Annotated in this window: 24 protein-coding genes, 2 tRNA genes and 4 pseudogenes; 22 read left to right on the plus strand and 8 right to left on the minus strand. The window is 65.8% G+C overall.

What is annotated here, in order from left to right; translation table 11 throughout:
• The first annotated feature begins 2 nt into the window (after nucleotides 1–2).
• Nucleotides 3–572: a LutC/YkgG family protein gene (locus tag BS74_RS08820; protein ID WP_038058033.1), complete on the plus strand. Its 570-nt coding sequence runs from the start codon at nucleotides 3–5 to the stop codon at nucleotides 570–572.
• Here the strand turns inward: BS74_RS08820 and lepB are convergent.
• On the minus strand, nucleotides 557–1363 hold the full coding sequence (lepB, locus tag BS74_RS08825) for a signal peptidase I (protein ID WP_038058035.1): 807 nt from the start codon (nucleotides 1361–1363) through the stop codon (nucleotides 557–559). The two genes, BS74_RS08820 and lepB, sit on opposite strands and share 16 nt — an antisense overlap.
• Nucleotides 1360–2115: a patatin-like phospholipase family protein gene (locus BS74_RS08830; RefSeq protein WP_038058037.1), complete on the minus strand. Its 756-nt coding sequence runs from the start codon at nucleotides 2113–2115 to the stop codon at nucleotides 1360–1362. Before BS74_RS08830 ends, lepB begins: the two co-directional genes overlap by 4 nt.
• 48 nt (nucleotides 2116–2163) lie before the next feature.
• Between BS74_RS08830 and BS74_RS08835 the strand changes: the two genes are divergently transcribed.
• Nucleotides 2164–2937, plus strand: coding sequence for a serine/threonine-protein kinase (locus tag BS74_RS08835; protein ID WP_038058044.1), 774 nt, complete (start codon nucleotides 2164–2166; stop codon nucleotides 2935–2937).
• A gap of 78 nt (nucleotides 2938–3015) precedes the next feature.
• On the opposite strand, the gene BS74_RS08840 is transcribed toward BS74_RS08835, so the two are convergent.
• On the minus strand, nucleotides 3016–4122 hold the full coding sequence (locus BS74_RS08840; protein WP_038058046.1) for an N-acetylmuramoyl-L-alanine amidase: 1107 nt from the start codon (nucleotides 4120–4122) through the stop codon (nucleotides 3016–3018).
• Nucleotides 4123–4170: 48 nt separating this feature from the next.
• Here BS74_RS08840 and BS74_RS08845 point away from each other — a divergent pair, with 48 nt between their 5' ends.
• On the plus strand, nucleotides 4171–4590 hold the full coding sequence (locus tag BS74_RS08845; protein ID WP_038058048.1) for an OsmC family protein: 420 nt from the start codon (nucleotides 4171–4173) through the stop codon (nucleotides 4588–4590).
• Between the two features lie 5 nt (nucleotides 4591–4595).
• Nucleotides 4596–5354 (plus strand): type III pantothenate kinase, encoded by a 759-nt coding sequence (locus tag BS74_RS08850; RefSeq protein ID WP_038058050.1) that lies wholly within the window; start codon nucleotides 4596–4598, stop codon nucleotides 5352–5354.
• Here the strand turns inward: BS74_RS08850 and BS74_RS08855 are convergent.
• Complete coding sequence (locus BS74_RS08855) at nucleotides 5317–5682, minus strand: SRA domain-containing endonuclease (protein WP_038058052.1); 366 nt, start codon at nucleotides 5680–5682, stop codon at nucleotides 5317–5319. The genes BS74_RS08850 and BS74_RS08855 overlap by 38 nt on opposite strands.
• 65 nt (nucleotides 5683–5747) lie before the next feature.
• Between BS74_RS08855 and BS74_RS08860 the strand changes: the two genes are divergently transcribed.
• The 16 genes and pseudogenes from BS74_RS08860 to BS74_RS08930 all read left to right on the plus strand — a co-directional run bounded on the left by BS74_RS08860 (nucleotide 5748) and on the right by BS74_RS08930 (nucleotide 20417).
• Nucleotides 5748–5824 (plus strand) — tRNA-Asp (locus BS74_RS08860).
• A gap of 1 nt (nucleotide 5825) precedes the next feature.
• Nucleotides 5826–5901: transfer RNA gene (locus BS74_RS08865), tRNA-Phe, on the plus strand.
• A 473-nt stretch (nucleotides 5902–6374) separates the two neighbouring features.
• Nucleotides 6375–6737, plus strand: coding sequence for a hypothetical protein (locus BS74_RS12605; RefSeq protein ID WP_051946690.1), 363 nt, complete (start codon nucleotides 6375–6377; stop codon nucleotides 6735–6737).
• Nucleotides 6716–7296: pseudogene (locus BS74_RS12610) on the plus strand (transposase); the annotation flags it as partial. The gene BS74_RS12605 and the pseudogene BS74_RS12610, both read left to right, overlap by 22 nt.
• Nucleotides 7297–7551: 255 nt before the next feature.
• Nucleotides 7552–8954 (plus strand): annotated as a pseudogene (locus BS74_RS08875) (HD-GYP domain-containing protein).
• 5 nt (nucleotides 8955–8959) lie between these two features.
• Nucleotides 8960–9508 (plus strand): DUF5317 domain-containing protein, encoded by a 549-nt coding sequence (locus tag BS74_RS08880; protein ID WP_185747751.1) that lies wholly within the window; start codon nucleotides 8960–8962, stop codon nucleotides 9506–9508.
• Nucleotides 9509–9573: 65 nt separating this feature from the next.
• The gene (locus BS74_RS08885; RefSeq protein WP_038059096.1) at nucleotides 9574–10578 is read left to right on the plus strand and encodes a homoisocitrate dehydrogenase; all 1005 of its coding nucleotides are present in this window, start codon (nucleotides 9574–9576) and stop codon (nucleotides 10576–10578) included.
• A gap of 281 nt (nucleotides 10579–10859) precedes the next feature.
• Complete coding sequence (pilM, locus tag BS74_RS08890; protein ID WP_038058057.1) at nucleotides 10860–11993, plus strand: type IV pilus assembly protein PilM; 1134 nt, start codon at nucleotides 10860–10862, stop codon at nucleotides 11991–11993.
• Entirely contained in the window at nucleotides 11986–12609 is a 624-nt protein-coding gene (locus tag BS74_RS08895; RefSeq protein ID WP_038058059.1) for a competence protein, read from the plus strand. Before pilM ends, BS74_RS08895 begins: the two co-directional genes overlap by 8 nt.
• Nucleotides 12599–13219, plus strand: coding sequence for a type IV pilus inner membrane component PilO (locus BS74_RS08900; protein WP_038058065.1), 621 nt, complete (start codon nucleotides 12599–12601; stop codon nucleotides 13217–13219). The genes BS74_RS08895 and BS74_RS08900 overlap by 11 nt, the downstream gene beginning before the upstream one ends.
• Nucleotides 13216–14154: a hypothetical protein gene (locus tag BS74_RS08905; RefSeq protein WP_038058066.1), complete on the plus strand. Its 939-nt coding sequence runs from the start codon at nucleotides 13216–13218 to the stop codon at nucleotides 14152–14154. The genes BS74_RS08900 and BS74_RS08905 overlap by 4 nt, the downstream gene beginning before the upstream one ends.
• Entirely contained in the window at nucleotides 14151–16427 is a 2277-nt protein-coding gene (locus tag BS74_RS08910; RefSeq protein ID WP_038058071.1) for a secretin N-terminal domain-containing protein, read from the plus strand. Before BS74_RS08905 ends, BS74_RS08910 begins: the two co-directional genes overlap by 4 nt.
• Before the next feature lie 365 nt (nucleotides 16428–16792).
• Nucleotides 16793–17563: a hypothetical protein gene (locus BS74_RS08915; RefSeq protein WP_185747717.1), complete on the plus strand. Its 771-nt coding sequence runs from the start codon at nucleotides 16793–16795 to the stop codon at nucleotides 17561–17563.
• Between the two features lie 100 nt (nucleotides 17564–17663).
• Entirely contained in the window at nucleotides 17664–18815 is a 1152-nt protein-coding gene (gene aroC / locus BS74_RS08920) for a chorismate synthase (RefSeq protein ID WP_038058072.1), read from the plus strand.
• A 17-nt stretch (nucleotides 18816–18832) separates the two neighbouring features.
• Nucleotides 18833–19387 carry a shikimate kinase gene (locus tag BS74_RS08925; protein WP_038059102.1) on the plus strand — a complete coding sequence of 185 codons (555 nt, stop codon included), beginning with the start codon at nucleotides 18833–18835 and terminating at the stop codon, nucleotides 19385–19387.
• On the plus strand, nucleotides 19365–20417 hold the full coding sequence (locus BS74_RS08930) for a 3-dehydroquinate synthase (RefSeq protein WP_038058077.1): 1053 nt from the start codon (nucleotides 19365–19367) through the stop codon (nucleotides 20415–20417). The genes BS74_RS08925 and BS74_RS08930 overlap by 23 nt, the downstream gene beginning before the upstream one ends.
• 184 nt (nucleotides 20418–20601) lie before the next feature.
• On the opposite strand, the pseudogene rsmF reads toward BS74_RS08930, so the two are convergent.
• Nucleotides 20602–21968, minus strand: a pseudogene (rsmF, locus tag BS74_RS08935) (16S rRNA (cytosine(1407)-C(5))-methyltransferase RsmF).
• A gap of 168 nt (nucleotides 21969–22136) precedes the next feature.
• Here rsmF and BS74_RS08940 point away from each other — a divergent pair.
• A complete protein-coding gene (locus BS74_RS08940; RefSeq protein ID WP_038058085.1) occupies nucleotides 22137–22514 on the plus strand; it encodes a 4'-phosphopantetheinyl transferase superfamily protein in 378 nt (125 codons plus the stop codon).
• Here the strand turns inward: BS74_RS08940 and BS74_RS13235 are convergent.
• A pseudogene (locus BS74_RS13235) lies at nucleotides 22492–22590 on the minus strand (DUF4870 domain-containing protein); the annotation flags it as partial. The gene BS74_RS08940 and the pseudogene BS74_RS13235 overlap by 23 nt on opposite strands.
• A 211-nt stretch (nucleotides 22591–22801) precedes the next feature.
• Nucleotides 22802–23374, minus strand: a complete 573-nt coding sequence (locus tag BS74_RS08950) for a lysophospholipid acyltransferase family protein (RefSeq protein WP_051946827.1) — start codon at nucleotides 23372–23374, stop codon at nucleotides 22802–22804.
• A 79-nt stretch (nucleotides 23375–23453) separates the two neighbouring features.
• Between BS74_RS08950 and der the strand changes: the two genes are divergently transcribed.
• On the plus strand, nucleotides 23454–24752 hold the full coding sequence (der, locus tag BS74_RS08955) for a ribosome biogenesis GTPase Der (RefSeq protein WP_038058097.1): 1299 nt from the start codon (nucleotides 23454–23456) through the stop codon (nucleotides 24750–24752).
• A gap of 203 nt (nucleotides 24753–24955) precedes the next feature.
• Here the strand turns inward: der and BS74_RS08965 are convergent, their stop codons facing one another.
• Nucleotides 24956–25708, minus strand: a complete 753-nt coding sequence (locus BS74_RS08965) for an SIR2 family NAD-dependent protein deacylase (protein WP_038058102.1) — start codon at nucleotides 25706–25708, stop codon at nucleotides 24956–24958.
• Nucleotides 25709–25743 lie beyond the last annotated feature (35 nt).

Here is a 25743-nt window from a genome sequence, read left to right on the forward strand (position 1 = left end):
CCATGGAAGCAGAATCCCGCATCCTAAGCCGCATCAAGCATGCCCTCAAGGAAAGGCCCAAGGCCCTTCTCCCTGAGCATCCCCACCCTGCCCTTTCCCAGGATCCGCGGGAGCTTCTCCTCAAGCGCCTTGCGGAAAACGGGGCCGAGGGCCACCTCCTGGACGAGGAAGGGGTGAAGAGGCTTTTGGCAAACCTGGCCCAAGGGCTTCCCGGGGCCGCCTACGGCAAGGGGGTTCCCGCTGCCCTCCGCCTCCTTCCGGAGCTCCCTCCCGAAGAGGCCCCCTTGGGGGTGTCCCGGGCCCTCTTCGCCGTGGCGGAAACGGGGACGGTGGCCCTCTCCTCGGAGGACGGGAGGCGGGCCCAGCTCTTACCCCCCGTTCACCTGGTCCTGGTGGAGGAAAAAAGGGTCTACCCCAGTCTCCTCGAGGCCTTCTTGGACCTGAAATCCCTTCCCAGCGCCCTGGGCCTCCACTCCGGCCCCTCCAAAAGCGCCGACATCGGCCAGGTGATGGTGAAGGGCGTGCACGGCCCGGGGAGGCTGGTGGTGGCGGTGCTTCAGGGCACCTGGTAGGCGGGGGGTGGGGCAAGCCTCCTCACGTTGAGACGAAGCCCACCCTCATCCCGCACGAAGATGGGCCACCACACGAAGCTGGCCCGGCCAGCGATGGCCTGCACGGGCACCGGCCCAAAGGTGCGGGAGTCCTCCGACCCCCCCAAGGTCCGGTTATCCCCCATGACGAAGTAGTACCCCTCCTTGAGGCGGATCCTCCCCACCTCGCAGGCCTCGGTCAGGCGGCTTCGGGCCAAGACCTCCTCCGAGGGGGGTAGGAGCATCTCCCTAAGGGGCCTCAGGTAGGCGGGCAGAAGCTCCACGGGGAAATCCCCCTGCTGGGTGAGGATCCGGGTCATGCGCCCGTCCTTGTAGCACACCCCGGGAAAGGAGTCGGGCCAAGGGGCGATGCGGTCGGTGATGTGCCTTTCCTCCAGGGGCTTGCCGTTCACGTACACCACCCCCCGCTCCACATAGACCTCGTCCCCCGGCACCGCCACGATGCGCTTGATGAAGAAAGCCCGGAAGCTAAAGCCCAGGAGGGGGAAGCGGGCGGTGGCGTTGGGGGTGCCCTCGGGGGGTTTCAGGATGGCGATCTCTCCCCGCCTCCAGTCCATCAGGCCAAAGCGCACCAGCCAGGTCTCCCACTTGGGCACCAATACCCGCTCCCCGTTTTGCAGGGTGGGGAACATGCTCTGCCCCACCACCCCCACGGTGGTGAAGACAAAGGTGGTGACCAAAAAAGCCACCAGAAGGGCTTCCCCCACCTGGCGGAACCACTCCTTGAAAAGATAGTCCCAAAACGCCTTCATACCCCTCCTACTCTACCCGCGATCGCCTGCCTTGCCGCCTTGCGCCCCGCCTCCACGATCTCCTCCAGACGGCGGAAGTCCTCTATGCCCACGCCGGTAAGAGGGGGCCTCACGTACACCTCCGGGGCATACAGGCTGAGGCGGAGGGAGGTGAGGTGGAGCTGCATGAGGTCCACCGCCCGCCGGGCCAGGGCCAAGAGGCCCTTGGGGGCCTCCGCCGCCTCCCGCTCCGGGGTCACGTCCAAGGCCCAGACCTCCGTGGCCCCTAGGAACCGGGCGGCATCCACGGGAAGGTTGTCCAGGACCCCGCCGTCAAAAAGGAGCCGGCCCTCCCGCTCCACCGGGGCAAGAAGCCCAGGATAGGCGGCGGAGGCCAGGATGGCGCTGGGCAGGTCCCCTTGGGTAAGAAAGAGAAGCCGCCCCGAGACCACGTCCACGGCGGTGACCGCCAAGGGCTTTTTCAGGCGGTCAAAGCTTGGGGGAAGGTGCTCCGCCAGGAAATCCCGCAGCTTCCTGCGGGAAAAAATCCCCTCCCTGGCGGAGAGGCCCAAAAGGCCAAGCCAAGGGGTCCGGCGGGCCAGGGCCAGCATCTCCTCCGGGGTCTTTCCGGCGGCGAAAAGCGCCCCCACGATGGCCCCCATGCTGGTCCCGGCCACCACCTGGAAGTCCAGGCCCGCCTCCAGGAAGACCTCGAGGGCCCCGAGGTGGGCAAGCCCCCTGGCCCCCCCACCGGAAAGCGCCAAGCCGCGCACGCCAAAATCCTAACGGCTTCTGGGTGAAAGAGGTGAGGGGTGGATATAGTGGAGGCGGTGAGCCTGGCGGGGAAGGTCCTTTTGAACCGTTACCGGGTGGTGCGCCCCTTGGGCCAAGGCGCCTTGGCCACCGTCTACCTGGCCTTTGACCGCTTCGGCGCCCCTTACGCCCTCAAGGTCTTCCCCAAGGGGGCCGAAGCCAGGCGCAACCGGGAGTTCTGGGTGGGAAAGCAGCTTTCCCACCCTAACCTGAACCCGGTTCTGGAAAGCCTGGACCTGGAGGAGGGCCCCGCCCTCCTCCTGGCCTACGCCCCCGGGGAGGAGATGGGGCGCTGGATGGTCCGCCGCCCCGGGCGGGCTCGGGCCTTAGCCGTCTTCCGCCAGCTCCTCATGGCCTTGGCCCACATGCACGGCAAGGGCCTGGTGCACCGGGACGTGAAGCCGGAGAACATCATCGTGGCGGGCACCGACGAGGCCAAGCTGGTGGACTACGACCTCTCGGGGCCGGCCCTGGAGGCCTTCAAAAAACCCTTAAGGCTGGGCACCCTCCCCTACCTGGCCCCCGAACAGGTCCTGGGGCAAAGCCCGGGCCCCGAAGCGGACGTGTATGCGGCAGGGATCATCCTGTACTGGATCCTCTCCGGGGAACACCCCTTCGTGGGGGGGCCCGATGAGGTCCTCCTTGGCCACCTTCAGGAACCCGTTCCCCCCGTCCCCGGCCTAGCCCCCCCACAACAGGCCTACCTGGAACGCCTCCTGGCCAAATCCCCTAGGGAACGGTTCCCCTCGGCCAAAGAGGCCCTCGAGGGGTTCCCTTTTTAAGGGGCCCCTTGCCTTATTCCTGGAAGCCCCTCTCCTGGCAGGCGATGGCGGGGCTCGAGGCCCAGCTCTAACCCTTGCTCACCTGGCATAGGCCCCGTTGGCCAAGAAGGTGAGGATGCCCGCAAGGAGCCCCTGGGCCACCTTCTCCCGGTGGGCGGGGTCGGCGAGCCGCCGACCCTCCACGGGATGGTCCCCGAAGCCGATCTCCACCAACACCGCAGGCACCTTGGCGTAGCGAAGCACGAATAAATCGCCGGGAAAGGTCCCCCGGAAGGGGCTTCCCGTGGTTTGGGAAAGCTTCCGGCCTAGGGTTTCCGCCAGGCGCTGGCTGTAGCGCTGGTTGGCCTGGGCCACGATGTCCGATAGGATGCGCTCCGCCACGGTGCGGGCCTCCTGGGTGAGGCGCCTTCCCAGCTCCCCCCCGCCGTTTTCCCGGATCACCTGGGCCAGGACCCTGGCGTCTTGGGCCTGGCCGAAGTAGAAGACCTCCACCCCCTGGGCGGTACGGGTAGGGGTAGCGTTGACGTGGATGGAGATGAAGAGGTTCACCTGGGAGCTGTCGGCCAGGGAGGCCCGGCGGGAAAGGTCCTCCCGCTTTTCCGGGGAAAGGTGCATATCCCGGTCCCGGGTGAGCCGCACCTCAATCCCCTCCCTTTCCAGAAGCCGCCTCAGGCGCAGGGCCACGTCCAGGACCACCTCCTTCTCCACCACATACCCCACCATCCCTGGGTCCACCCCCCCATGGCCGGGGTCCAGGAGGACCACGGGCTTGGGTGGCCTCGGCGGCCGGTTGCGGGGCGGGTCGGAGTTTGCCTGGGCGGGCTTGGCCGGGGCGGAGGCCTCCTTCTTCAGGCTCAGGTCCACCACCAACCGCTCCGGGTCCGAATAGCGGCGCACCGTGGCCTCCACCCTCCCCTTCAGGCGCACCACCACCCGCACCTGCCCTTCCTCCGGTAGGGTCTGGACGGAAGCCACCTCGGAAGAGTTCACCACCTGGTCCAGGGGAGCCGCCTTCACCCCCTTCAGGACCAGGACCAGAAGGCCATCCTCCTGGGAAAGGGTGTGCTGCACCTCTTTGGAGGGAAGATCAAACACCAGCCGGGTAAAGCCCTCGTGCACCCCTATCCGGGGGAAAGCCCAAGCCAGGCTCCATAGCCAGATACAAACCAGGAGGCATACCCGCATCTACGCCCATTCTAGCGGGAAAGGTTAAAGCTTGATAAAATCCGGCTCATGACGAAGAAGGTCGTGATCCATCACCTGGTGGGGCACCGCTTCCTGGGGGTGAACGAGCAAGGCGATAAGGTGATGATCGACGGGGATCAGCCCGCCGCCGGCCCCCGTCCCATGGAGCTCCTCCTCATGGCCCTGGGGGCCTGCACCGCCTACGACGTGGTGGACATCATGAAGAAGAAAAAGCAGCCCCTGGCCCGCTACCGGGTGGAGGTGGAGGGCATCCGGGCGGAAACCCATCCCAAACGCTACACCCACATCACCGTCACCCACATCGCCTCGGGGCCGGGGGTGACCCTGGAGGCCCTCGAGCGCGCCGCCCACCTCTCCCACACCAAGTACTGCTCCGTCTCCGCCAGCCTCAACGCAGAGATCACCGTCAAGGTGGTGCTGGAACCCTGGGAAGAGGCCCAAGGCTAAGCGCCATGCTCCTGGCCATAGACATCGGCAACACCTCCACGGTCTTGGGGGTTTTTTCCGGGGACGACCTCATCGCCCACTTCCGCATCCACACCGACCGGATGCGCATGGAAAGCGAGTACCGGGTGATGCTACGAAACCTCTTCGCCCTAGAAAACCTTCCCCCTCCCAAGGCCGCCCTCCTCTCCAGCGTGGTACCCCCGGTGGAGCGGGAGATGAAGCAGGCCATAGAAAAGCTCTTCGGCATAGAGGCCCGGGTGGTGGACCCCGGGGCCACGGGGCTAGAGATCGCCATAGACAACCCCCGGGAGGCCGGCACGGACCGCCTGGTGAACGCCGTGGGCGCCTTGGGCTACCCTAGCCCCACGGGGCGCTACATCGTGGTGGACTTCGGTACCGCCACCACCTTTGACCTGGTGGAGGCCCCGGGCCGCTACCTGGGCGGGGCCATCACCATCGGCCCCCAGACCGCCGCCGACGCCCTGGCCGCCCGGACCGCCAAGCTTCCCCGCATTGACCTGGTCCCCCCCGCCCAGGTGGTGGGCAAGAACACCCTGGACGCCCTGCGCTCGGGCCTGGTCCTGGGCTACGCCGCCTTGGTGGAGGGCATGGTGCGCCGCTTCAAGGAGGAAGCCGGGGAGGCCCTGGTGATCGCCACCGGGGGGTTTGCGGAAACCCTACGGGATCTTTGCCCCTCCTTTGACGTGGTGGACGAGGACCTAACCCTTAAGGGCCTCCTTCGCATCCACAAGGGGCTAGGGTAAACCAGTACACCCACCGCCCCTCCTCGGGCAAAAGCCCATACCGGTGCCCCTCCACTCGGTAGCACCCCAGGTCCCGCCAAAGGCCGGGACGCTCCCGCAGGAAGACCCGAAGGGGGGTGCCCTTCTCCTGGGCCCAAAGGAGGCGCAGGTTCCCCCCTAGGGGTTCCTGGTTTCCCCGCTTCCCCTCCCCCTGGTAGAGGATGCGCCCATCCGGCAAGAAAACGTTCCGGTACCCCGACTCCCCCCGGTCCACCAAGAGGCTCTGCCGCCCAATCCCCTTCCGGGTCCGGTGGTAGGCGAAAACCTCGCTCCAGCTTAAGCTTGACACCGCCCCTTCCCCCGGCTATCATCCTAAGTGCCCGGTCGGACGCCCCCGACCCGGCAACAACCCAAGGCCCCGTGGTGTAGTTGGTTAACACACCCGCCTGTCACGTGGGAGATCGCGGGTTCGAGTCCCGTCGGGGCCGCCAGGCCGAGGTAGCTCAGTTGGTAGAGCATGCGACTGAAAATCGCAGTGTCGGCGGTTCGATTCCGCCCCTCGGCACCAGGGGAAAGCCAAACTGCCCTCCCTTGGAGGGCAGTTTTTCTTTACCCCCATCCCGGGTCGCCATCTTTGCTAGACTACCCCTGAAGGGGGTGGGAACCTGAAACAAAGGATTGGGATTCCGGGTGGGTATTCAGGTTAACGCATTTTCGGCGCTCAAGGCATTTATAGGGTATTGCCGGTGGAATTCTGGGGGTGTGTTCAAGTAGGTGCATTGGGTGGACTGTGAGGGCCTAGGCCCCGCAGTCGCCCTGTTTTTTTAGGGTTGCCAATTCCCCCAAACCCGGAAGGTTCCCCCTCGCCCAACAGGGTACTACCCAGCTGGCCAGGGATGTGCTAGGCTGGGTAGTATAAATCTGATTGGCTCCCAAAAATTGTCAGGGTAATGGCTATTTCTACCGTTCCAATACCTATTTTTCCCCTCTTGACAGTATGAGCTTGCCTTGCAAGCCCTCTTGAGTTATGCATTTCCCGAGATGGGCAAGCGCGGCTTCGTCCGAAGGGAACCGAGGCCCAAGGAAGTCCTGGAGCTCTGCCTGTACCTGGCCCAAGAGGTGGCCCCACCCACCCCCAAAGGCCACCGCGGCAGACCCTGGCGCTACACCCATGCCCTGTACCTGGCCCTCCTCCTCTTCCGCGCCTTCTACGGCCTCACCTACCGAGCCACAGAGGCCCATCTCCAGGACCTCCTAGAGGGCCCCTTCCCCTCCCACCAGGCCCTGGCCGCCTATGCACAGAAACACCTGAACGAAGAGGTGCTGCAGGCGCTGCTGGAACGGCTGGTACAGGAAGTGGAAGCCCGGCTTCCCCAAGAGGAAGGGGAACCCCCCTTTTCTTGATGGACAGCACGGGGCTGGCCTACCGTAGCAAAGACACGGTGCTGCGCTGGCGCAGGGGGCAGGAGGAGCGGCGGATGCGGGGGCACAGCCGGCTTTTGGCCCTGGTGCGGTGGAGGAGGGGGCAGAAGCTTTTGGCCCCTTGGGGGGCGGGGTGGGGCGGGCGTATGCCCCTGACCCGAGGCTTGGGGCGGGGGTGCTCCTGCGGTTTGGGCTGGGGGGCGGGGTGCTTTTGGGGGACGCGGGCTTTGACGGGAGGGAGGTGTGGGAGGTGGTGCGAGGGCTTGGGGTGTGGCCCCTGATCCGGCTGCGGGGAGGGGGAGAGGTGCGGGATGAGGTGCGGCGGGAGGTAGCGGCGAGGTGGGACGGGGAGGTGTATCGGAGGCGAGGGGTGGTGGAGGGGGTGTTTGGGGGGATGAAGACGCGTTTGCGGAGGGGTTATTTGCAGGAGCGGAAACCGCATACGGCCATGTGGCGGGCCTTTATGGAGTTCCTTGCCTACGGCCTGCGCATCCTGCTCACCCTGCTTCCCCCTCAGGGGGGGTACAAGGCGATTTACTAGGCAAGCCCTGACAGTATTGACAAACCCCCCCTAAAGTGAAAGACAAGCAAACGGGGCCGACTCCCCGGAAGCGGAAGCAAAGGAGGGATGAAGATGAAGAAGCTGATCGCTAAGGTTCTGGCGCTTCTCGGCTCTCTGGTGGCTCTGGGCCTGGCGGCTGGGGCAAGCATGCACTGGAAGTAAAAACGGCCACAAGCTGGTCGTTTTTTCTTTTAGCCCCCCAAGGCTGGGGCCTTGTGCTATCCTTAGGCCAGGATGCTCCCAAAACGCCGCCTGGAACTCCCTCCCCCCCGGGTCCTGGCCTTCATCCTGGCCGTCTTCGGGATCTTTTTGGTCTTAGAAGGTTACCTCCTCCTGGGCCACGGCTTCCGCCTTCCTCCCCCTGGCCTCTCCTGGTTTGACCTCCTCTTCTGGGCGGCCCTCCTCTTCTGGAGTGTACGGGTGCGAATCTGCCTCCCCTTAAGCGCCAGCATGAGCCACCTCTTCCTCTTCGCCCTAGCCCTGGCGGTCCTCGCCCCCCCCTGGCTCGCCCCCCTATGGGTGTTCCTCTTTCAATACAGCGGGAACACCTGGTACAAGCAACTTTTCAACCGATCCCAGGATGCCCTGGCCACCCTGGCCGCCGTGCTGGTGTGGCGGTTTTTCCAGAGCAACCCCCTTTACCTGGGAAGCCTGGACCTGAGCGCTGGGGCGGGCATCGGCCTGGCCGCGGTGGCCTTTTTTATCGTTAACACCGGCTTGGTCACCCTTATCATTCACCTGGCGAGCGGCACTCCTTTGCGGAAAATCTGGCAGAAGAACTTCGGCTGGCTTGCCGTCAGCTACCTCCTCCTCTCCCCTATAGCCCTCCTCCTGGCCCGGGCTTACGAAACGCCCCTCATCGGCGGTTGGGGAGGGTGGACGGTGCTCCTTTTCCTGATTCCCCTTTACTACAGCCGCTTCTACTGGGACGAGAAGGTGCGCCTGGAACAGGCCTTTGACGCCACCCTGGAAGTCCTCATGCACGCCCTGGAGGCCAAGGAAAAGGAAACCCGCTTGCACTCCGAGCGCGTGGCGGACATCGCCGCCGACCTGGCCCGGGCCCACTACAAGGACGAGGCCAAAGCCCAGGAGATCTACCGGGCCGCCCGTCTGCACGACATCGGCAAGATCGGCATCCCCGAAGGCCTTCTTCTCAAACCCGACAAGCTTACGCCTGAGGAGTACGAACTGGTACAAAGCCACACCACCAAGGGGGTTGAACTCCTAAAACCCGCGGAGAAGGTGGCCTTCGGCCCCCTGGTCTACAACGTGATCCGCCACCACCACGAACGCTGGGACGGCCGGGGTACCCGGACGGCCTCGCCGGGCAGGATATCCCGGAGGAGGCCCGCATCGTGGGCCTGGCGGACGCCTACGAGGCCATGACCGCAGGCCGGCCCTACCGCCCGGCCAAATCCCCGGAGGAGGCCTTGAGGGAGATCCAGGACCTCTCCGGCCTACAGTTTGACCCCCGGCTGGTGCGCCTCTTCACCGAGCTCTGGCAGCAGGATCCCCTGTGGCGCGACCGCCAGGCCTACCTGGAAGCAAAGGAGGGATCGGTATCACGCTCTACCTTGCCGCAGCCCTTTTCGGCCTCGGACTCGCCCTCGCCCTCGGAGCCCGGCCGAAGGACCTAGGGAGCATAGAGCTCCGGGCCCCTTGGACCTTCCTCCTGGCCGCCTTGGCGGAGGGGGGCCTGGCCTACGGCACCCACCGGGGCCTTTTCCAGCCCGAGTGGGCCGGCCCCCTGGCCAAGGCCTTGGTCCTCCTCCTGGTGGGCTATGGCCTTTACCAAAACCGTCACCTGAAAAGCCTTTACCTGGTCCTGGTGGGCCTCGCCTTGAACGCCCTGGTCATCTTCGCCAACGGGGGGCATATGCCCGTGAGCCTGGAGGCCTTGCAAAGGGCGGGTATTGAGGGCTGGGAGGAGCTTTTAAAAACCCGGGGGGATGCGGTGCATAGCCTTCTAGACGAGAACACCCGCCTCCCCTTCCTGGGGGACGTGATCGCCCTGCCCCCCCTGCGCAAGGCGGTGAGCCCGGGGGACCTCTTCATCCTGGCAGGGATCGCCGGGGTGGTGGTGGAAGGAGCCCTCAGGGTAGGCGGAAGGCGGCTTCCCCTGCGCCAAGGGGCCCTGAGGGTGCTGGCCTTCCTCGTGTTGGTCCTCCTCCTACTTGCCCTTCGCCCTTGAGCCCAGCGCTCCCGGTGTAGTGTATATTCCCAAGAAGGGGGCTTACCCCTATGTCCGGAGGCAACATGGCGTATCGCATCTGCTTGATTGAGGGCGACGGGATCGGCCACGAGGTCATCCCAGCGGCAAGGCAAGTTCTGGAGGCCACCGGTCTTCCCCTGGAGTTCGTGGAGGCCGAGGCGGGCTGGGAAACCTTTGAGCGAAGAGGGACCTCCGTCCCAGAGGAAACCGTGGAGAAAATCCTTTCTTGCCAGGCCACCCTCTTCGGGGCCGCCACCAGTCCCACCAGGAAGGTACCGGGCTTTTTCGGAGCCATCCGCTACTTGAGGCGCAGGCTGGACCTTTACGCCAACGTGCGCCCCGCCAAAAGCCGCCCCGTGCCGGGAAGCCGGAGTGGGGTGGACCTCGTCATCGTACGGGAGAACACCGAGGGGCTTTACGTGGAGCAGGAGCGGCGCTACCTGGACGTGGCCATCGCCGATGCGGTGATTTCCAAGAAGGCCAGCGAGCGCATTGGGCGCGTGGCGTTAAGGATCGCGGAAAGCCGCCCCCGTAAAACCCTGCACATCGCCCACAAGGCCAACGTGCTTCCCGTGACCCAGGGGCTTTTCCTGGACACCGTACGGGAGGTTGCCAAGGACTACCCGTTGGTGAACGTGCAGGACATCATCGTGGATAACTGCGCCATGCAGCTCGTCATGCGCCCCGAGCGCTTTGACGTGATCGTGACCACCAACCTTCTGGGGGATATCCTTTCCGACCTGACCGCGGGGCTTGTGGGGGGCCTGGGCCTGGCCCCCTCCGCCAACATCGGGGACACCACCGCGGTCTTTGAACCTGTGCACGGCTCCGCCCCCGACATCGCCGGAAAGGGGATCGCCAACCCCACGGCGGCCATCCTCTCCGCCGCCATGATGCTGGAGTACCTGGGGGAGAAGGAAGCCGCCAAGAAGGTGGAGAAGGCGGTGGACCTGGTGCTGGAAAGGGGCCCCCGTACCCCGGATCTGGGCGGCACTGCCACCACGGAAACCTTCACCAAGGCGGTGGTGGAAACGCTTAAGGCCCTTTAAGGCTTGGGCCCCAGGCGCCCCTCGAGGGGAGGCCCTCGAGGGGCATAAAGCTTTTTGGGACCGGGGCGAATAAGTGCCGATGCCTGGGGGTTGCCGCAATGGGCAGGGAAGGGCGATGCCTAAAGCCTTTCTAGGGCCCCCGTCGTGGCCCAAGCCACGACGGGGCACTTAGAACGAAAGCCGAGGGACTCCCCTCCCCATTCCGGGTAAAATCGTGTATGCTGCAGATAGGTTCGCCTATGGCTTATAGGAGCTACATCACCCAGGGTTAAGGAGGTAGCGTGTTTTCGGGTTTGAGCAAGCTATTTAAACCCCGCGTGGAGGCGCTGGGCCTGGAGATCGGCGCCGCCAACCTAAAGCTGGTGGAGCTTTCCGGAAACCCTCCTGCCCTCAGAGCCCTGGCCACCCGGCCCACCCCTACGGGCATTCTGGCGGAAGGGGTCATCACCGAGCCCCAGGCCCTGGCCCAGGAACTGAAGGAGCTCCTGGCCGAAGCCAAGGTGCGCAAGCGCTATGTGGTGACCGCCGTCCCCAACCCCAGCGTGATTCTCCGCACCCTTCAGGTACCCAAGATGCCCCTTAAGGAAATGGAGGAGGCGGTGCGCTGGGAGGCGGAACGCTACATCCCCTTTCCCATAGACGAGGTGGTCCTGGACTTCGCCCCCTTGGATCCCCTGGCCGAGGTGGCCGAGGGGGAGCAGGTGGAGGTGATGGTGGGCGCCGCCCGGCAGGAAGCGGTGGCCTCCCTCCTGGAGGCCCTCCGGGGAGCAGGCCTGACCCCCATCGTCCTGGACGTCAAACCCTTCGCCGGCCTCTACCCTCTGGAGGCCCAGCTCACCAGCGACCCCGAGGGGGTTTCCGTGGCCGTGGAGATCGGGGCGGAAAGCACCAGCCTGGTCCTCCTTAAGGGAAACCGCCCCTTGGCGGTGCGCATCCTCACCCTTTCCGGCAAGGACTTCACCGAAGCCATCGGGAAAAACTTCGGCCTGGACTTCCTCACCGCCGAGGAGGTGAAGCGCACCTACGGCCTCGCCACCATCCCCACCGAGGACGAGGAGCTTCTTCTGGACTTTGACGCCGAGAGGGAACGCTACAGCCCCGCCAAAATCTACGACGCCATCCGCCCCGTTCTGGTGGAGCTCACCCAGGAGATCCGGAGGAGCTTGGAGTTCTTCCGGGTGCAACTGGGGGACGTGCAACCGGAGGTGGGGTACCTCTATGGCGGGGGGAGCCGGCTTCGGGGCCTGGCCACCTTGCTGACCGATACCCTGGGGGTTAACTTTACCGTCCCCGATCCTTGGCAAGGCATCCAAGTGGATCCCCGGCGCTTCGACCTAGAAGGGATAAAGCAGATGGGGCCGGAGTTCATGGTGCCCATGGGCCTGGCCTTGCGGGGGGTGATGCCCCTTGATTAGGCTCAACCTTCTCCCCAAGAATCTACGCCGCCGCATTGAACCGGGCTGGTGGCGTCTGGCGGCGGGGGTCTTCGCCCTGCTGACCCTTTCCCTTTTGGGCGTTCTCCACTACACGGCCTACACCGAACTTACCCTGGCCCAGCAGGAAAGGGATGCCCTACAGGCGGAGGTGGAGGCCTTAAAACCCTTTATCGCGGAGCAGAACCGCCTGCAGCAGGAGAGGCGGACCCTCGAGGCCCTCCTCGCCATCCGGGAAGGCCTCAAGCAGAACTTCGTCCCCTGGTCGGAGTATCTGGCCGCCTTCATCCGCCAGATCCCCCAGGAGGGGGGCCGGCTTCCCGTGGCCCTGCGTTCCGTGGGCACCCGGGCGGTTCCCGCGGAAGAGGCCACCCAGATGGCCCAGGCAGGCACCTTTGACGGCAAGCGGGTGCGGGTGGAGTTCACCGTACAGGGGGAGGCGCTGAACCAAAACGCCCTGGTGAACTTCGTGCGGGCCTTTGAAACCTCGCCCCGCTTCGGCATAGAGTTCCAAGGGGCTTCCTTGGACCAGAACCGGGGGCTTTACACCTTCAGCGCCCGGGTGGGCTTGGTGGGAGGTGAGGAAGGTGCTCGCTAGGCTGGGACAGCGGGAATGGGCCCTGATCGCCATCGCCCTCACCCTGGTGGTGGCCCTCCTTTGGTACTTCCTCCTCATCGTCCCCCTGCGCCAAAAAACGGAAACCGTTCGCCAGGAGATAGCGCGGCTGATCCCCGAGCGGGATAGGGGCCGTCAGGCCCAGCGGGCCCTACCGGAACTCCGGGCAGCCATCGCCGAGCTCCAGGCCGAGCGCCAGGCCTTCCTCAGGGCCCTTCCCCGGGAAGAACGCCTGGCCCAGGTCTTGAACGAGATCCTGACCGAGGCCTTGCGCAGCGGGGTCACGGTGCGCTCCTTCACCCGCTCCCCCACCTCGGCCCCGGTGCCCGAGGTGCGGGCGGTGAACCTGGCCCTCTCCCTCGAGGCGCCCTTCCCCGAAACCTATGCCTACCTGAGGCGCCTGGAGGGGCTTTCCCGCTTTAGCTCCCTTTCCGGGCTCAACCTCAGCGTCCAGGGCCAGGAGGCAAACCCCCTCCTCTCCACCAGCCTGACCCTGACCCTCTACATGCTGGCCAAGGAGCTGGGCGAGCCCGAAGGCTCCACCCAGACGCAAGCCGCACCCCCGCCAACAGCCCAAGGAGGTGGCCAGTGAAACCCCTTCTTTCACGCCTGGCCGAGGCTTGGCGCAACCTACCCCAGTCCACGAAGCTCCTCTTGGCGGGCCTCCTCTTGGTGAGCGCCGTGGCCATCTGGTACGTGGGCTTCTACTTGCCCGCCCAAGTGCCCGCCGTGGCCGAGCCCACCCCTGCCCCCACGCCCCAGGCCACCCCCAAGGCCATAGAGGCTCCTCCCATCCCTCCCCTCGAGGCGCAAGGCCAAGCCACGGCAACCCCGCCTTCCCCTAAGGCCCAGGCGGAAAAACCCCAGGCCACGGAGGTCCCAAAGGCCCAAGCCCCCACGCCGGTACCGCAACCCCGCAAGGAGGCTCCCCTCCCCAATCCCTTTGTTCCCCTTGTGGTGGAGGCGCCACCCCCTGCTCCCCTGTCCGCCCCCACCCCTGCCCCCAGGCCCACACCCGTACCCACGGGTACTCCCGTCCGGGTGAGCCCGGGAACCCCCTTGCCCACCCCCCCAGTGGCCCAGACGCCCTCCCAACCCCTCCCCGGAAGCCAAGGGGCCCTGCCCGCTCCCAAGGTGCTGGCCCCGGCCTTCCGGGCGGAAACGCCCAAGGCTGAGGTGGAAGCCCCTCCCACCCTCACCCCACCAGCAGGGCTTGTGGAAGCCCCCTTGCCCACCCAGGCACCCCAAGGGGAAGGGAAGGCCGAACCGGCCCCTACCCCACCCAAAACCCCCTTGGAAACCCTGGTGGAGGAAAAGGGCCTCAAGCTTGCCGGCACGCTTCTAGGCCCGGTGAGCGTGGCCATCTTGGAAAGCAAGGAAGGGTACCTGGTGCTACCCGTGGGCAGCCTCCTTCCGGGTAGCGAGGCGGTGCTCCGGCGCATCGAAAGCGACCGGGTGGTTTTGGCACTAAAGGACGAGAGCCTTGAACTTTCTCTGGAAAGCATGCAAGCAGGAGGTGGCCAGTGAGAAAAGCCCTTATCAAACTTCTGATCCCCCTTTCTTTGGCCCTGGGCGTGGGATGGGCGGGAAGCCTTCCCCAGGAGCCCCGTTTTGACGCCAAGGTGGACCTGAAGGTTTCCGAAAGCCAGGTCCGGGCTGGGCTCACCCTGCCCCTAGACGTGGTCCTGGAAGCCCTGGCCCGGAGCGTGGGGCTCCAGCCCCTCATCTACCGGGCCTACGACCCCACCGGGGACCCGGCCAAGGCCCAGCCCCCCTTGCCCAACATCAAGTTGGACTTTCAGGGCAAGCCCTTCCGGGAGGTCTGGGAGCTCCTCTTCGCCACCTATGGCACCCAGTTCAACCTGGACTACCTCTTCCTGCCCCCGGACGTGGTGGTGGTGGCCCCCACCCAGGTGATCACCGCCTTGGTGGACGCCCCAAGCCGCACCGGGGCCATGGAGCGGAAACCCTACCTGGTGGCCATCCCCGAGATCGCCTACCGGCGCACGGAAACCGACGCCCAAGGCCAAACCCGCACCGTGGTGAACATCGATGGGGCCAAGGGCTGGGTGCAAAACGATCTTCTCCCCTTCCTCTCCCGCGAGGCGGCAGGCCTCAGCGTGAACTGGATCGTGGTGGAGGAAAGCGGCAAGCTCAGGGCCCTTCTTTCCGTCCTGGCCACCCCGGAACAGCACGCCCGCTTCTCCGACATCCTCCAGCGGGCGGGGATTGACTTCCGCCCCCTGCCCGCCCTGACCCTGCCTAAGCCCCGGGTGGAACGCACCTACGCCCTCAGCCACGCCAGCTTCCCCGAGCTCCTCCCCTTCTTGCAAAACCAGGTGCCGGGCGCCCAGATCACCCCCGTCCCCACGGACCCCAAACGGGCCCTCGTCACCGCCACCGAGGAGGACCACACCCGCCTTAGCGAACTCCTCAAGACCGCGGACGTGCCCAGACCCACCCCTGTGGTACGCCGGGTCTACGCCCTGCAAAACCTCACCTTCCAGGAGGCCCAGGAAAGGCTTCGCCCCATCCTGGACAAGGAGCTGAAGGGAGCCCGTCTAGAAGCCATTCCCGGAAATCCCAAAGCCCTCCTCCTGGAGGCCACCGAAGCCGATCAGGCCCTCTTCACGGAAATCCTTAAGGCCGCGGATGTGCCTCCCCAGGTGGCCCCGCCCGCCCAGGAGGCCACGGTGCGCAGGCTCTACCCCTTGCGCTTCGCCGACGCGGAAAAGGTGGCCCCCTTCCTGGCCCGGGAGGTGCCGGGGATCGTGGTGCAGACCGTGCCTGGGCAATCGGTCCTTTCGGTGCGGGGCACGGAGAAGCAACTGGCGGAGGTGGAGAACCTGCTGGCCCAAATCGACCGGGCCCCCGAACAGGGGCCACCCGTCTTCCAGCGCTCCTACCAGCTTTCCAACGCCAAGGCCTCGGAGCTGGCCAAGGTGCTCCAGGAGGCCTTGCAGGCCCGGCAGGCGCAAACGCCCCAGGGCCAGGCCCCGTCGCCAACCCCCCTGCGCCAAGCCACGGTGGTGGCGGACGAGCGCACCAACACCTTGATCGTCACGGGCACCCAGGAGGACTTGAGCCTGGTGGAAGGCCTTATCCCCAGGCTGGACCAGGCGGTGCCTCAGGTGAACCTTAGGGTGCGCATCCAGGAGGTGCAGTCCAACTTCACCCGCAACCTAGGCCTCAAGTGGAACACCATCGCCGGCGGGAACGTGGCCGCCAGCATTCTGGATTCGGGGCTTTCCCTCATCTTTGACAGCACCCGGAGCCTGGCGGCCTTGAACATCCTGGCCACCCTCGAGGCCCTCCAGCGCCAAGGCCTCTCCCGGGCCCTAAGGGACGTGAACCAGACCGTGCTCAACAACCAGACCGCCCGACTCCAGTCCGGGGAGACCTTCCTCATCCGCCGGGTGGTGGGGGACCGGGTGGAAAGGGTGCCCTTTGACATCGGCATCATCGTGGAGGTTACCCCCCAGATCACCGCCGATGGGCAGATCCTCCTCAACATCAAGGCGGAGGTCTCCGGCAACGTGCAACGCAACCCCGTGGACGGGGACGTGGACCGCTTCACCAAGCAGGTGGTGACCACCACCCTCAGGGTGCGGGACGGGCAGACGGTGGTCCTGGGGGGCCTCACCTCTCAGGAGAACAACCAGGTGCAGCAGGGAGTCCCCCTCCTCATGGATATCCCCCTCATCGGGGAACTCTTCAAACAGCGCACCCAGGAAACCACCGACCGGGAACTTCTGGTGGTCATCACCGCCGACATCCTGAAGGAAACCGCAAGCCGCTAGCCTCCCATAAGCCCGGGAAGCTAAAGCCTCAGAGGCCTAAGCTTCCTGGGCTTATGGCTTTCTTCCCATGGCCTGGGGTCCTTCGTCATGGCACAAGCCACGACGAAGGACTCCAGAAAGACTTTGGGCATTGCCCCTCTTTCCTGCCCATTGCGGCAACCTCCATGCATCGGCACTTGACCTTTCCTTTCTGTGTTAACTGTGGACAGGAAAGGGTTGACAAAGTCTTTTCTTTCTAAAATGAGAGAGGGGTGATGAAAATGCGGTCCTTTATCTGGTCGGCCTTCCTTTTAGTCCTTCTTTCCGGATACAGCACGTCCAGGTCAGAACCCCAAACCAGCCCATTACCGAATGCGGATGGCTGGGTGGAGCTGGCCCCTGGGATCCACTACAAGATGATGGGGGAAGGACGGGTCTCGTTGGACTACAACCCTCCCCTCTTCACCGAGGAAGGGGTGGCGAAGTTTGAAAAGTTTGCCCAAGAACAAATGGGTAAGGCCGTCAAGGACGAGGAGAAAAAGTATTGGGAGGAAGAAGTCGCCTGGGTCAAAAGACAACTCGCTCTCTGGGCGAGTGAGGAAATGGCAGTGATGGTCTTGGAGTTCGCCACCCTAAGCCGCTTTCCCCTGCCCTTGAGCGACGCAGACCGCCAGGCTCTTCGGGCCAAGCTCCGGGAGATCGTCCGCCTGATGAAACAGGGCATGGACCCTAAAGACCTACCCAAGCCAGACCTACCCCCCCAGCTCAGGACCCCCGACGGGGGAATGGTAATAGGCCCAGACACCTTCCCCATCCTCGTCCAAAGCCTTACGCCCCAGTCCCTCTTCCCCTCCTGCAGCCTGGCGGCCTCCGCCATGCCCACCACGGGCTCAGCAGGAGCCAAGGCCTATGCCACGGCCACCTGTAGCACAGGATCCGTCATCTGGGGAAGCGTGGAAACGCGAACTTCGGCAAGGGCTGGCAACGATTGGCCAGCCCCCTGCTACTACTCGGGATGGCCCTCTTCCCAGTGCATGAGCGTAGCCTACAGCAATACAAACTGCTCTAGCAGCGCCTGGGCAGGGTATTACCACCGGTGGCAGGACTTTAGACTATATTCTGTTCGCCGTTCTGCCTCCAATAGCCGCTGCTGGTAAATAAGAGCCCGAACAAGGCTCCCCCTGGCTTCGCCCAGGGGGGCCTTTTTGATTTTTTCTTCCTGCGTAACCGTGTTCCGGTAACCCTTACAATAGCCCCATGAGGTTTCTCACCGCAGGCGAGTCCCACGGGCCCGAGCTCTTGGCCATCATTGAAGGCCTGCCCGCCGGCCTCCCCCTCACCGAGGAGGACATCAACCCCTGGCTGGAAAAAAGGCAAAAGGGCTACGGGCGGGGCCGGCGCATGGTCATAGAAACCGACCGGGTGGAGTTCCGCGCCGGGGTCAGGGCCGGCCGCACCACGGGGGCCCCCGTGGCCTTGGCCATCCGAAATGCCGACCACCGGAACTGGGTGGAGATCATGGACCCCGCCCCGGGGAACGAGCCCCGCAAGAAGGCGCTCACCGCTGCCCGCCCTGGCCATGCGGACCTCTCGGGGGGCATCAAGTACGGGCACAAGGACCTTAGGGACGTGCTGGAGAGGGCCAGCGCCCGGGAGACCGCCATGCGGGTGGCGGTGGGGGCGGTGGCCCTGAAGCTCCTTTCCCTCCTGGGGGTGGAAGGCGTAGGGTACGTGCCGGGGATGGCCGGGGTTTGGGCCCGGGTGCCCTTCTCCTGGGACCTGGTGCCCCGCATAGAGGAAAGCCCCCTGCGCATGACCGACCCCGAGGCGGAGGCGGAAGCCATCCGCCGCATAGACCAGGCCAAGGCGGAAGGGGACACCCTGGGCGGGGTGATTGAGGCCCGCTTCCGCGGCCTGGTTCCGGGCCTGGGCAGCCACGTGCACTGGGACCGGAAGCTGGACGGGCGCCTGGCCCAGATGGCCCTTTCCATCCCCGCGGTGAAGGGGGTGGAGATCGGCCCGGCCTTTGAGAACGCCATGCGGCGGGGCTCGGAGGTGCACGACCCCATCTACTGGGACCCGGAACGGGGCTTTTACCGCAAGACCAACCGGGCGGGGGGCCTCGAGGGGGGCATGACCACGGGGGAGGAACTCATCCTGAGGGCCGCCCTAAAGCCCATCGCCACCCTGATGAAACCCCTTCCCACCGTGGACGTGGTGACCCACGAGCCCGCGGACGCCGCCAGGGAGCGCTCCGACGTCACCGCCGTACCCGCAGCCAGCGTGATCCTTTGCGCCCTCTCCGCCATCGTGCTGGCCCAGGCCTACCTGGAGAAGTTTGGCGGGGACACTATGGAAGAGATACAAGAACGAGTGGAGCGGTACAAAACCCGGGTCCGGAGCTACTAAAGGCGTAGGATGGCCCCATGACCCGCCTCGAGGTGCCCCGTCCCGCCACCTTCGTAAGTCTCACCGGCTTCATGGGGGTGGGGAAAAGCCGCATCGGCTGGGAGCTCGCCCGCGCCCTCATGCTCCACTTCATCGACCTGGACCGCTACATCGAAAGGCGCACCGGCCTCTCCATCCCCGACATCTTCCGCCACCTGGGGGAGGAGGCCTTCCGGCGCATGGAGAAGGAGGCGGTGCGGGAACTGGTGGCCAAGGACTTTCTGGTCCTCTCCTTGGGCGGGGGCACCTTCGTGGACCCGGAAAACCGGGCCATGCTCCTCGGGCGGGGCCCCGTGGTGGCCCTTTGGGCGAGCCCCGAGACCATCCTGGAGCGGGCCACCCGCAAACCAGGGCAAAGGCCCCTCCTACAGGTGGAAAACCCCCTGGAGCGCATAAGGACCCTCCTCGAGGCCCGCAGGCCCATCTACCAGGAGGCCCACATCCACGTCTCCACGGACGGCCGGAAGGTGGAGGAGGTGGTGGAGGAGATCGTGGAGAAGCTTTGGAGCCATGCAAAGGCTAAGCGTCCGTAAACCCTTTCCCTACCCCATCCGAATCGGAAAAGGGGTGCTGGCCGAGGTGAACCTGCCCGAGGGCCCCAAGGCCCTCCTCTACGACCGCAAGGTGGAGGGCTTCGCCCAGGAAGTGGCCGAGGCCCTAGGGGTACCCCACCGCCTGGGGCTGGAGGGGGGGGAGGGGGCCAAGACCCTGGAGGTCTACGGCCGGGTCCTTTCCTGGCTGGCACAACGGGGCCTCCCCCGGAACACCACCCTGCTGGTGGCAGGCGGGGGCACCCTCACCGACCTGGGGGGCTTCGTGGCCGCCACCTACCTCCGGGGCATCCCCTACCTTGCCTTCCCCACCACCACCCTGAGCGTGGTGGACGCCAGCGTGGGGGGCAAAACCGGCCTCAACCTCCCCGAGGGGAAGAACCTGGTGGGGGCTTTCCACTTCCCCCAAGGGGTGTATGCGGAGCTCAAGACCCTTGGCACCCTCCCGCCCTTCACCTTCAGGGAGGGCCTGGTGGAGGCCTTCAAGCACGGGCTGATCTCCGGGGACGAGGGGCTTTTGGAGGTGGAAGGCCTCACCCCGGAAAGCCCCAGGCTGGAGGCCTACCTGGCCCAGGCGGTGGGGGTGAAGATCGCCATCACCGAGCAAGACCCCTTGGAAAAGGGGGAAAGGCGCCTCCTCAACCTGGGCCACACCCTGGGGCACGCCCTGGAGGCCTACACCCGCCACGCCTTGCCCCACGGGGCGGCGGTGGCCTATGGCCTCCTCTACGCCGCCCTGTTGGGTCGGGCCCTGGGAGGGGAGGACCTGGTTCCCCTCACCCTCCGCCTCCTCCGCTGGCTGACCCCACCCCCCCTGCCCCGGCTGGCCTGGGAGGACCTCCTCCCCTACCTGGCCCGGGACAAGAAGAAGGTCTCGGAAAGCCTCCACTGGGTGGTGCCCCTGGGCCTGGGCCGGCTCGTCGTCCAGCCCCTTCCCGAAAAAACCCTAAAGGAGGCCTTCGCCTCGTGGCGGGAGGCCCTCGAGGGGCTTGGCCTTTTTGGCGAAGGTTAGGTGCCAAGGGGTTGCCGCCGTAGCCGGGGAATAAAGGGCATGCCCAAGGCTTTTCTCGGCTGAAAGCCTAAGGGCTTCCCATCCATGGCCCCCAGGCCCTCCCCGCCCCAGGCTTCCCGGAAGTCAGCGGGGCCCTTTTGACCACGAGGAAGCCCTGAAAACCCTAGGGCGTGCGGTGCGAAGCCTAAAGCCCCAAACCCACCGGCCGCAACACCCCGGCCTTGGCCTTGCCAAAGTCCAAGGGAAACTCCCCCGCCTCCGTCCTCAGGACCAGAAGGGCCAAAGGGAGGTCCTCCCCTTCCCACGCCACGCCTGCCCCCGTGGCCAGGGCTAGGGCCCGGGGATCCTCCGGCGGGAAAGCCACCCGGGGAAGCTTGGGCCAGGGAAGGGTGGCCCCAAAGGCCAGGGCCAGGGCCTTGGCCGGACGGAAGCGGCCCTTTTGCACCTGGCCCAGGTAAAGCCCAGGGGCAGGGGCCTTGAGGCCAGCCAGGGAGGGAAGCCCCTCCGGCACCAGGTAGAGGTGGCCCGAGCGCTCCCAGATGGGCCCTTCCAGAACCAGGCCCGTTTCCTCCAGAAAGCCCCCGAGGGCCCTTCGGACCTCCTGGCCCAAAGGAGGGATGCGCTCCTTGGGCGGCGTGCCCCAGACGCCCCCCTCCTTGCGGAAGCGGGCCAGGAAGTGGCCCTCCCCCTCGAGGCGGTGGGGCCAGAGGCGGGCGGTCTTCCTTAGCTCGGGGTTGCCATCCCCCCACTCCGGTACCCCCGGGGCGAAAAGGGGGTGGAAGCGGGCCTCCTCCAGGTGGAACTCCGGGTGCTCCCTCAGGAAATGGGCCACCACCCCCTCGTTCTCCTCGGGGGCAAAGGTGCAGGTGGAGTAGACGAGCACCCCCCCTGGCCCAAGAAACCTTGCCGCCTGGGAAAGAAGGGCCCTCTGGACCTCGGAAGCCCTCTTGGGAGCCCCAGGCCCCCAGTGGCGGATGGCCTCCGGGTCCTTGCGGAACATACCTTCGCCGGAGCAGGGGGCATCCAGAAGCACCCGGTGGAAGTAGGGACCGAGGGCCTCGGCCAAAACCCTAGGGGGGCCTGGACCACCGCTGGGCCCGCCCCCCAGCGCTCCACGTTCTCCAAAAGGCCCCGGATCCTCTTGCCGTCCACCTCGTTGGCCAAAAGGAGTCCCTTTCCCCCCATGCGGGCCAGAAGGTGGGTGGTCTTCCCCCCGGGGGCCGCCGCCAGGTCCAAAACCCTCTCCCCCGGTTGCGGGTCCACCAGCACCCCCACCGCCTGGGCGCTGGGCTCCTGGATGTAGTAAAGCCCGGCGTAGAAGAAAGGGTGGGGGCCGGGACGGGCCTCCGGAGGGTAGTAGAACCCCTCCGGGCACCAAGGGATGGGCCGTAAGGGCCAGGGGGCGATCCTCGCCAGGTCCTCCGGGGCCAGCTTCAGGGTGTTTACCCGCAGGCCATAGGTCCTTTCCCCGTGGGTGAGGGCCTTGAGGAAAAGGGGAAACTCCTCCCCCAATAGCTCCGCCATGCGGGAGAGGAAGGCCTTGGGCAGCACCGGAGTACCCTAGCACAACCAACCCCCCCGGCACAAGCCAAAGGCCCCCTAGAATGGGGCCATGAGCCGAGGAGGGCGGAAACCGGGATTTTCCCCTCAGGATGCCGCAGGAGGAAGCCGGCCGGAAAGCCCCCGGGGGCGGGGGGCGTGCGTCCGCCCTGACCCCCGATGATCCGGGCCCTGGGCGCCGACCTGGTGGAGATCGCCCGGGTGCGGAGGCTCCTCGCCCAGCACGGGGAGAGGGCCTTGAGGCGGCTCTTTGCCGAGGAGGAGCTGGCCTACGCCCTCCGCCATCAGGACCCCGTCCCCAGCCTGGCCGCCCGGATCGCCGCCAAGGAGGCCTTTCAGAAGTGCTGGCCTGAAAACCTCTCCTGGAAGGAGGTCTGGGTGGGGATGGAGGGGAGAAGACCGGTTTTGCGCTTTGCTCCGCGGGTAAGGGCCCGCCTCGAGGCGGAAGGCCTTTTCGCCCACCTCTCCCTAAGCCACGAGAAGGGCCACGCCCTGGCGGTGGTGGTCCTGGAGGCTAGGGCACCAGGCGCAGGATAAGGGCGTAGGCGTAGCTCTCCCCCTTGCCCGCCGCCAAAGCCCCTCGGACCATGTTCCAAAGAGCAAGGAGCGCCAGGTGGGCCACCACCGCCCAGGTGCGCTCCGCCTCCGTCAAGGGAGGGGGTTGCTCCATGAAAAGGGGGGCTCGAGGCTCCCGCTTGCCTAAGGGGCGGTGCATGGGGGCTGCCCCAAGCCACGGGCTTTGCCTGGGACCCCTGGGCAGAAAAAAAGGGGGATGCCCGAAGCTTTTCTGGAGCACCATCGTGGCGCAAACCACCCCGGGGCGCTTAGGCCACCACCTCCTCCTCATCCCGGATGCGGATGGGCCCTTGCTTTTCCGGCCTAAGGCCCACCTTGTCCTGGTAAAAGGCCCGGATGGATTCAAAATCCCGCTTTATGTCCCCACTGGGCCAAAGGTAGCCCCCAATCCCCACCTCCTTCCTCCGGAAATCCACATAGCCCAGCGCAATGGGAACCTGGGCCTTGAGGGCCATGTGGTAAAAACCCGTCCGCCAGTAAGGGGCCTTCCCCCGGGTACCCTCTGGGGTAATGAGGATGGCCATCTCCTCTTCCCGGCGAAAAACCTCCGCCACGCTGTCCACCAGGTTGTTCCGGCGGGAGCGGTCCACGGGGATGCCGCCGAGAAGCCTCAAGAGCCAGCCCAAGGGGGGTCGGAAAAGCTCCTTCTTCCCCAACCAGCGGGCGCGAATCCCCAAGGCCCATAGGGCCAAAAGGCCAATCGGGAAATCCCAGTTGGAGGTGTGGGGGGCACCGATGAGGACGTACTTCCTGCTGGGAGGGGGCGGCATGTGGTACCGCCACCCCAGGCTCCGCAACACCAGACCTGCCAGCTTCCGCATACCCTGAAAGTATACCCCCTGTGGTAGACTGTTCAAAGGCGGGGTGGGGGCTTCCCCACCCCGGTTTGTTGGGGTGAAGATGCATAAGGTGGTCATCGTAGGCCGGCCCAACGTGGGCAAATCCAGCCTCTTCAACCGCCTCCTGGGCAAAAGGAGCGCGGTGGTGGCCGATGTTCCCGGGGTTACCCGCGACCTCAAGGAAGGTGTGGTGGAAAGCGAGAAGGGACGCTTCCTCCTGGTGGACACCGGGGGGCTTTGGTCGGGGGACCGCTGGGAAAAGAAGATCCAGGAAAAGGTGGACCAGGCCTTAGAGGACGCCGAGGTGGTCCTCTTCGCCGTGGACGGCCGCGCCGAGCTCACCCAGGCGGACTACGAGGTGGCGGAGTACCTGCGCAAAAAGGGCAAGCCCGTGATCCTGGTGGCCACCAAGGTGGACGACCCCAAGCACGAGCACTACCTGGGCCCCCTCTACGCCCTGGGCTTCGGCGAGCCCATCCCCACCTCCAGCGAGCACGCCAGGGGTTTGGAGGAGCTCCTCGAGGCCATCTGGGCCAAACTTCCCGTCAGGCACATTGAGTCGGAACCGGAGGTGGCGGGCATCAGGCTCGCCATCGTGGGCCGGCCCAATGCCGGGAAAAGTAGCCTCCTCAACGCCATTTTGGGGGAGGAACGGGTCATCGTTTCCGAGGAACCCGGCACCACCCGGGACGCCATTGACGTCCACTTCACCTTCCGCGGCCAGCCCTTCATCCTGGTGGACACCGCCGGCATCCGCAAGCGCCCGGAAACCTTGGTGGAGGAGCTGGCCATCCGGCGAAGCCTCAAGGCCATTGAGGAAGCGGACGTGGTCCTTCTGGTCATAGACCCCTTCCAGGTGGGAGACCGGGAACTCAAGCTGGCCAACCACGCCCTGGAAAAGGGAAAGCCCGTGCTCCTGGTCATCAGCAAGTGGGACCTGGTGCGGAAGGAGGAGGCCCCCAAGGTGCGGCGGGAACTGAAGGAAAAGCTCGCCCACCTGGAGCACCTGCCCCGCGTCTACACCTCCGCCTTTACCCGGCAGAACCTGGACAGGATCTTCAGTGAGGCGGTGCGCCTCCACGAGCTCAACCACACCCGCATCCCCACCGCCGAGCTCAACCGCTGGCTTTCCGTGTGGACCGCCAAGGTCCAGCTTCCCAACTTCAAGGGCAAGCCCCTCAAGATCCTCTACGCCACCCAGCCCGAGGTGGCCCCACCCACCTTCGTTTTCTTTGTGAACCACCCCGAGTTCGTGACCCGGGCCTTTGAGAACTACCTGAGAAACCGCATCGGTGAGGACCTGGACCTTAAGGAAATCCCCTTCCGCCTGGTCTTCCGCGGGCGCCGGGAGGAAGGCTAGCGCCAAAGAAGGAGCACCAAGGCCGCCACCCCAAGCCCCCACGCCGGCCCCTCAGGGAAGAGGCCCGGGCCAGAAGGCCATCCAGAACATCCAAGGTCCAGCCCAAAAGGAGCAGGCGGACCACGCTCGCCAAGGCCTCGGGCCCTTCCCCTACCCGGAGGAGGACCAGGACCACCACCCCACCCCGGGCCAAGGTGGCGAGATCAGCAAGAAGCCGGGTCCAGGCCATCCTCATCCAAAAGGGCCCCCAACCCCTCCACCGCCCCCATCCTTAGGGAGAGGTGGGCCAAGGGGGTAAGGGGGGTGGGCTCGGGGTTCACCTCAATGAGGTAAGCCCCGGAAGCGTAGGCAATGCGCCCCAGGGAGGCGGCGGGCTCCACCTCGGCGCTGGTGCCCACCACCAGGGCCACCTCCGCCTGGGCAAAGGCGGCCTCCGCCCGCTCCCAAGCCCCTTCCGGCAGGAACTCCCCGAACCAGACCACGTCGGGCCGGGCCCTATGCCCACAGCGGGGGCAGTGCGGGGGCGGGATGAAGGGCTCCGGGAGGGGGAAACGGTGCCCGCAGGCCTCGCACCGGGCGCGAAGAAGGTTGCCGTGGAGCTCCACCAGGTTCCGGCTGCCGGCGCGGGCGTGGAGGCCGTCCACGTTCTGGGTGACCAGGAGAAACTCCCCCCCTCGCGCCAAAACCTCCTCTTCCAGGCGCACCAGGGCCAGGTGGGCGGGGTTGGGAAGGGCCTCCCGCACCTTGGCGATGCGCCAAGCGTACCACCCCCAGACCTTCTCCGGATCCCTGGCGTAGGCCTCCGGGGTGGCGTAGTCCAAGGGATTGAACTCCTTCCAAAGCCCTTCGGCATCGCGGAAGGTGGGGATGCCCGAGGGCTTGGAGATGCCCGCCCCCGTTAGGACCGCCACCCTCCGGGCCTCCTTAAGCCGCGAACGAGCTTTCCCCAACCCCATAAATCCATGGTACTTTCCGGAGTATTCTGGAAGCC

This window comes from Thermus amyloliquefaciens, assembly GCF_000744885.1.
Classification (GTDB): domain Bacteria; phylum Deinococcota; class Deinococci; order Deinococcales; family Thermaceae; genus Thermus; species Thermus amyloliquefaciens.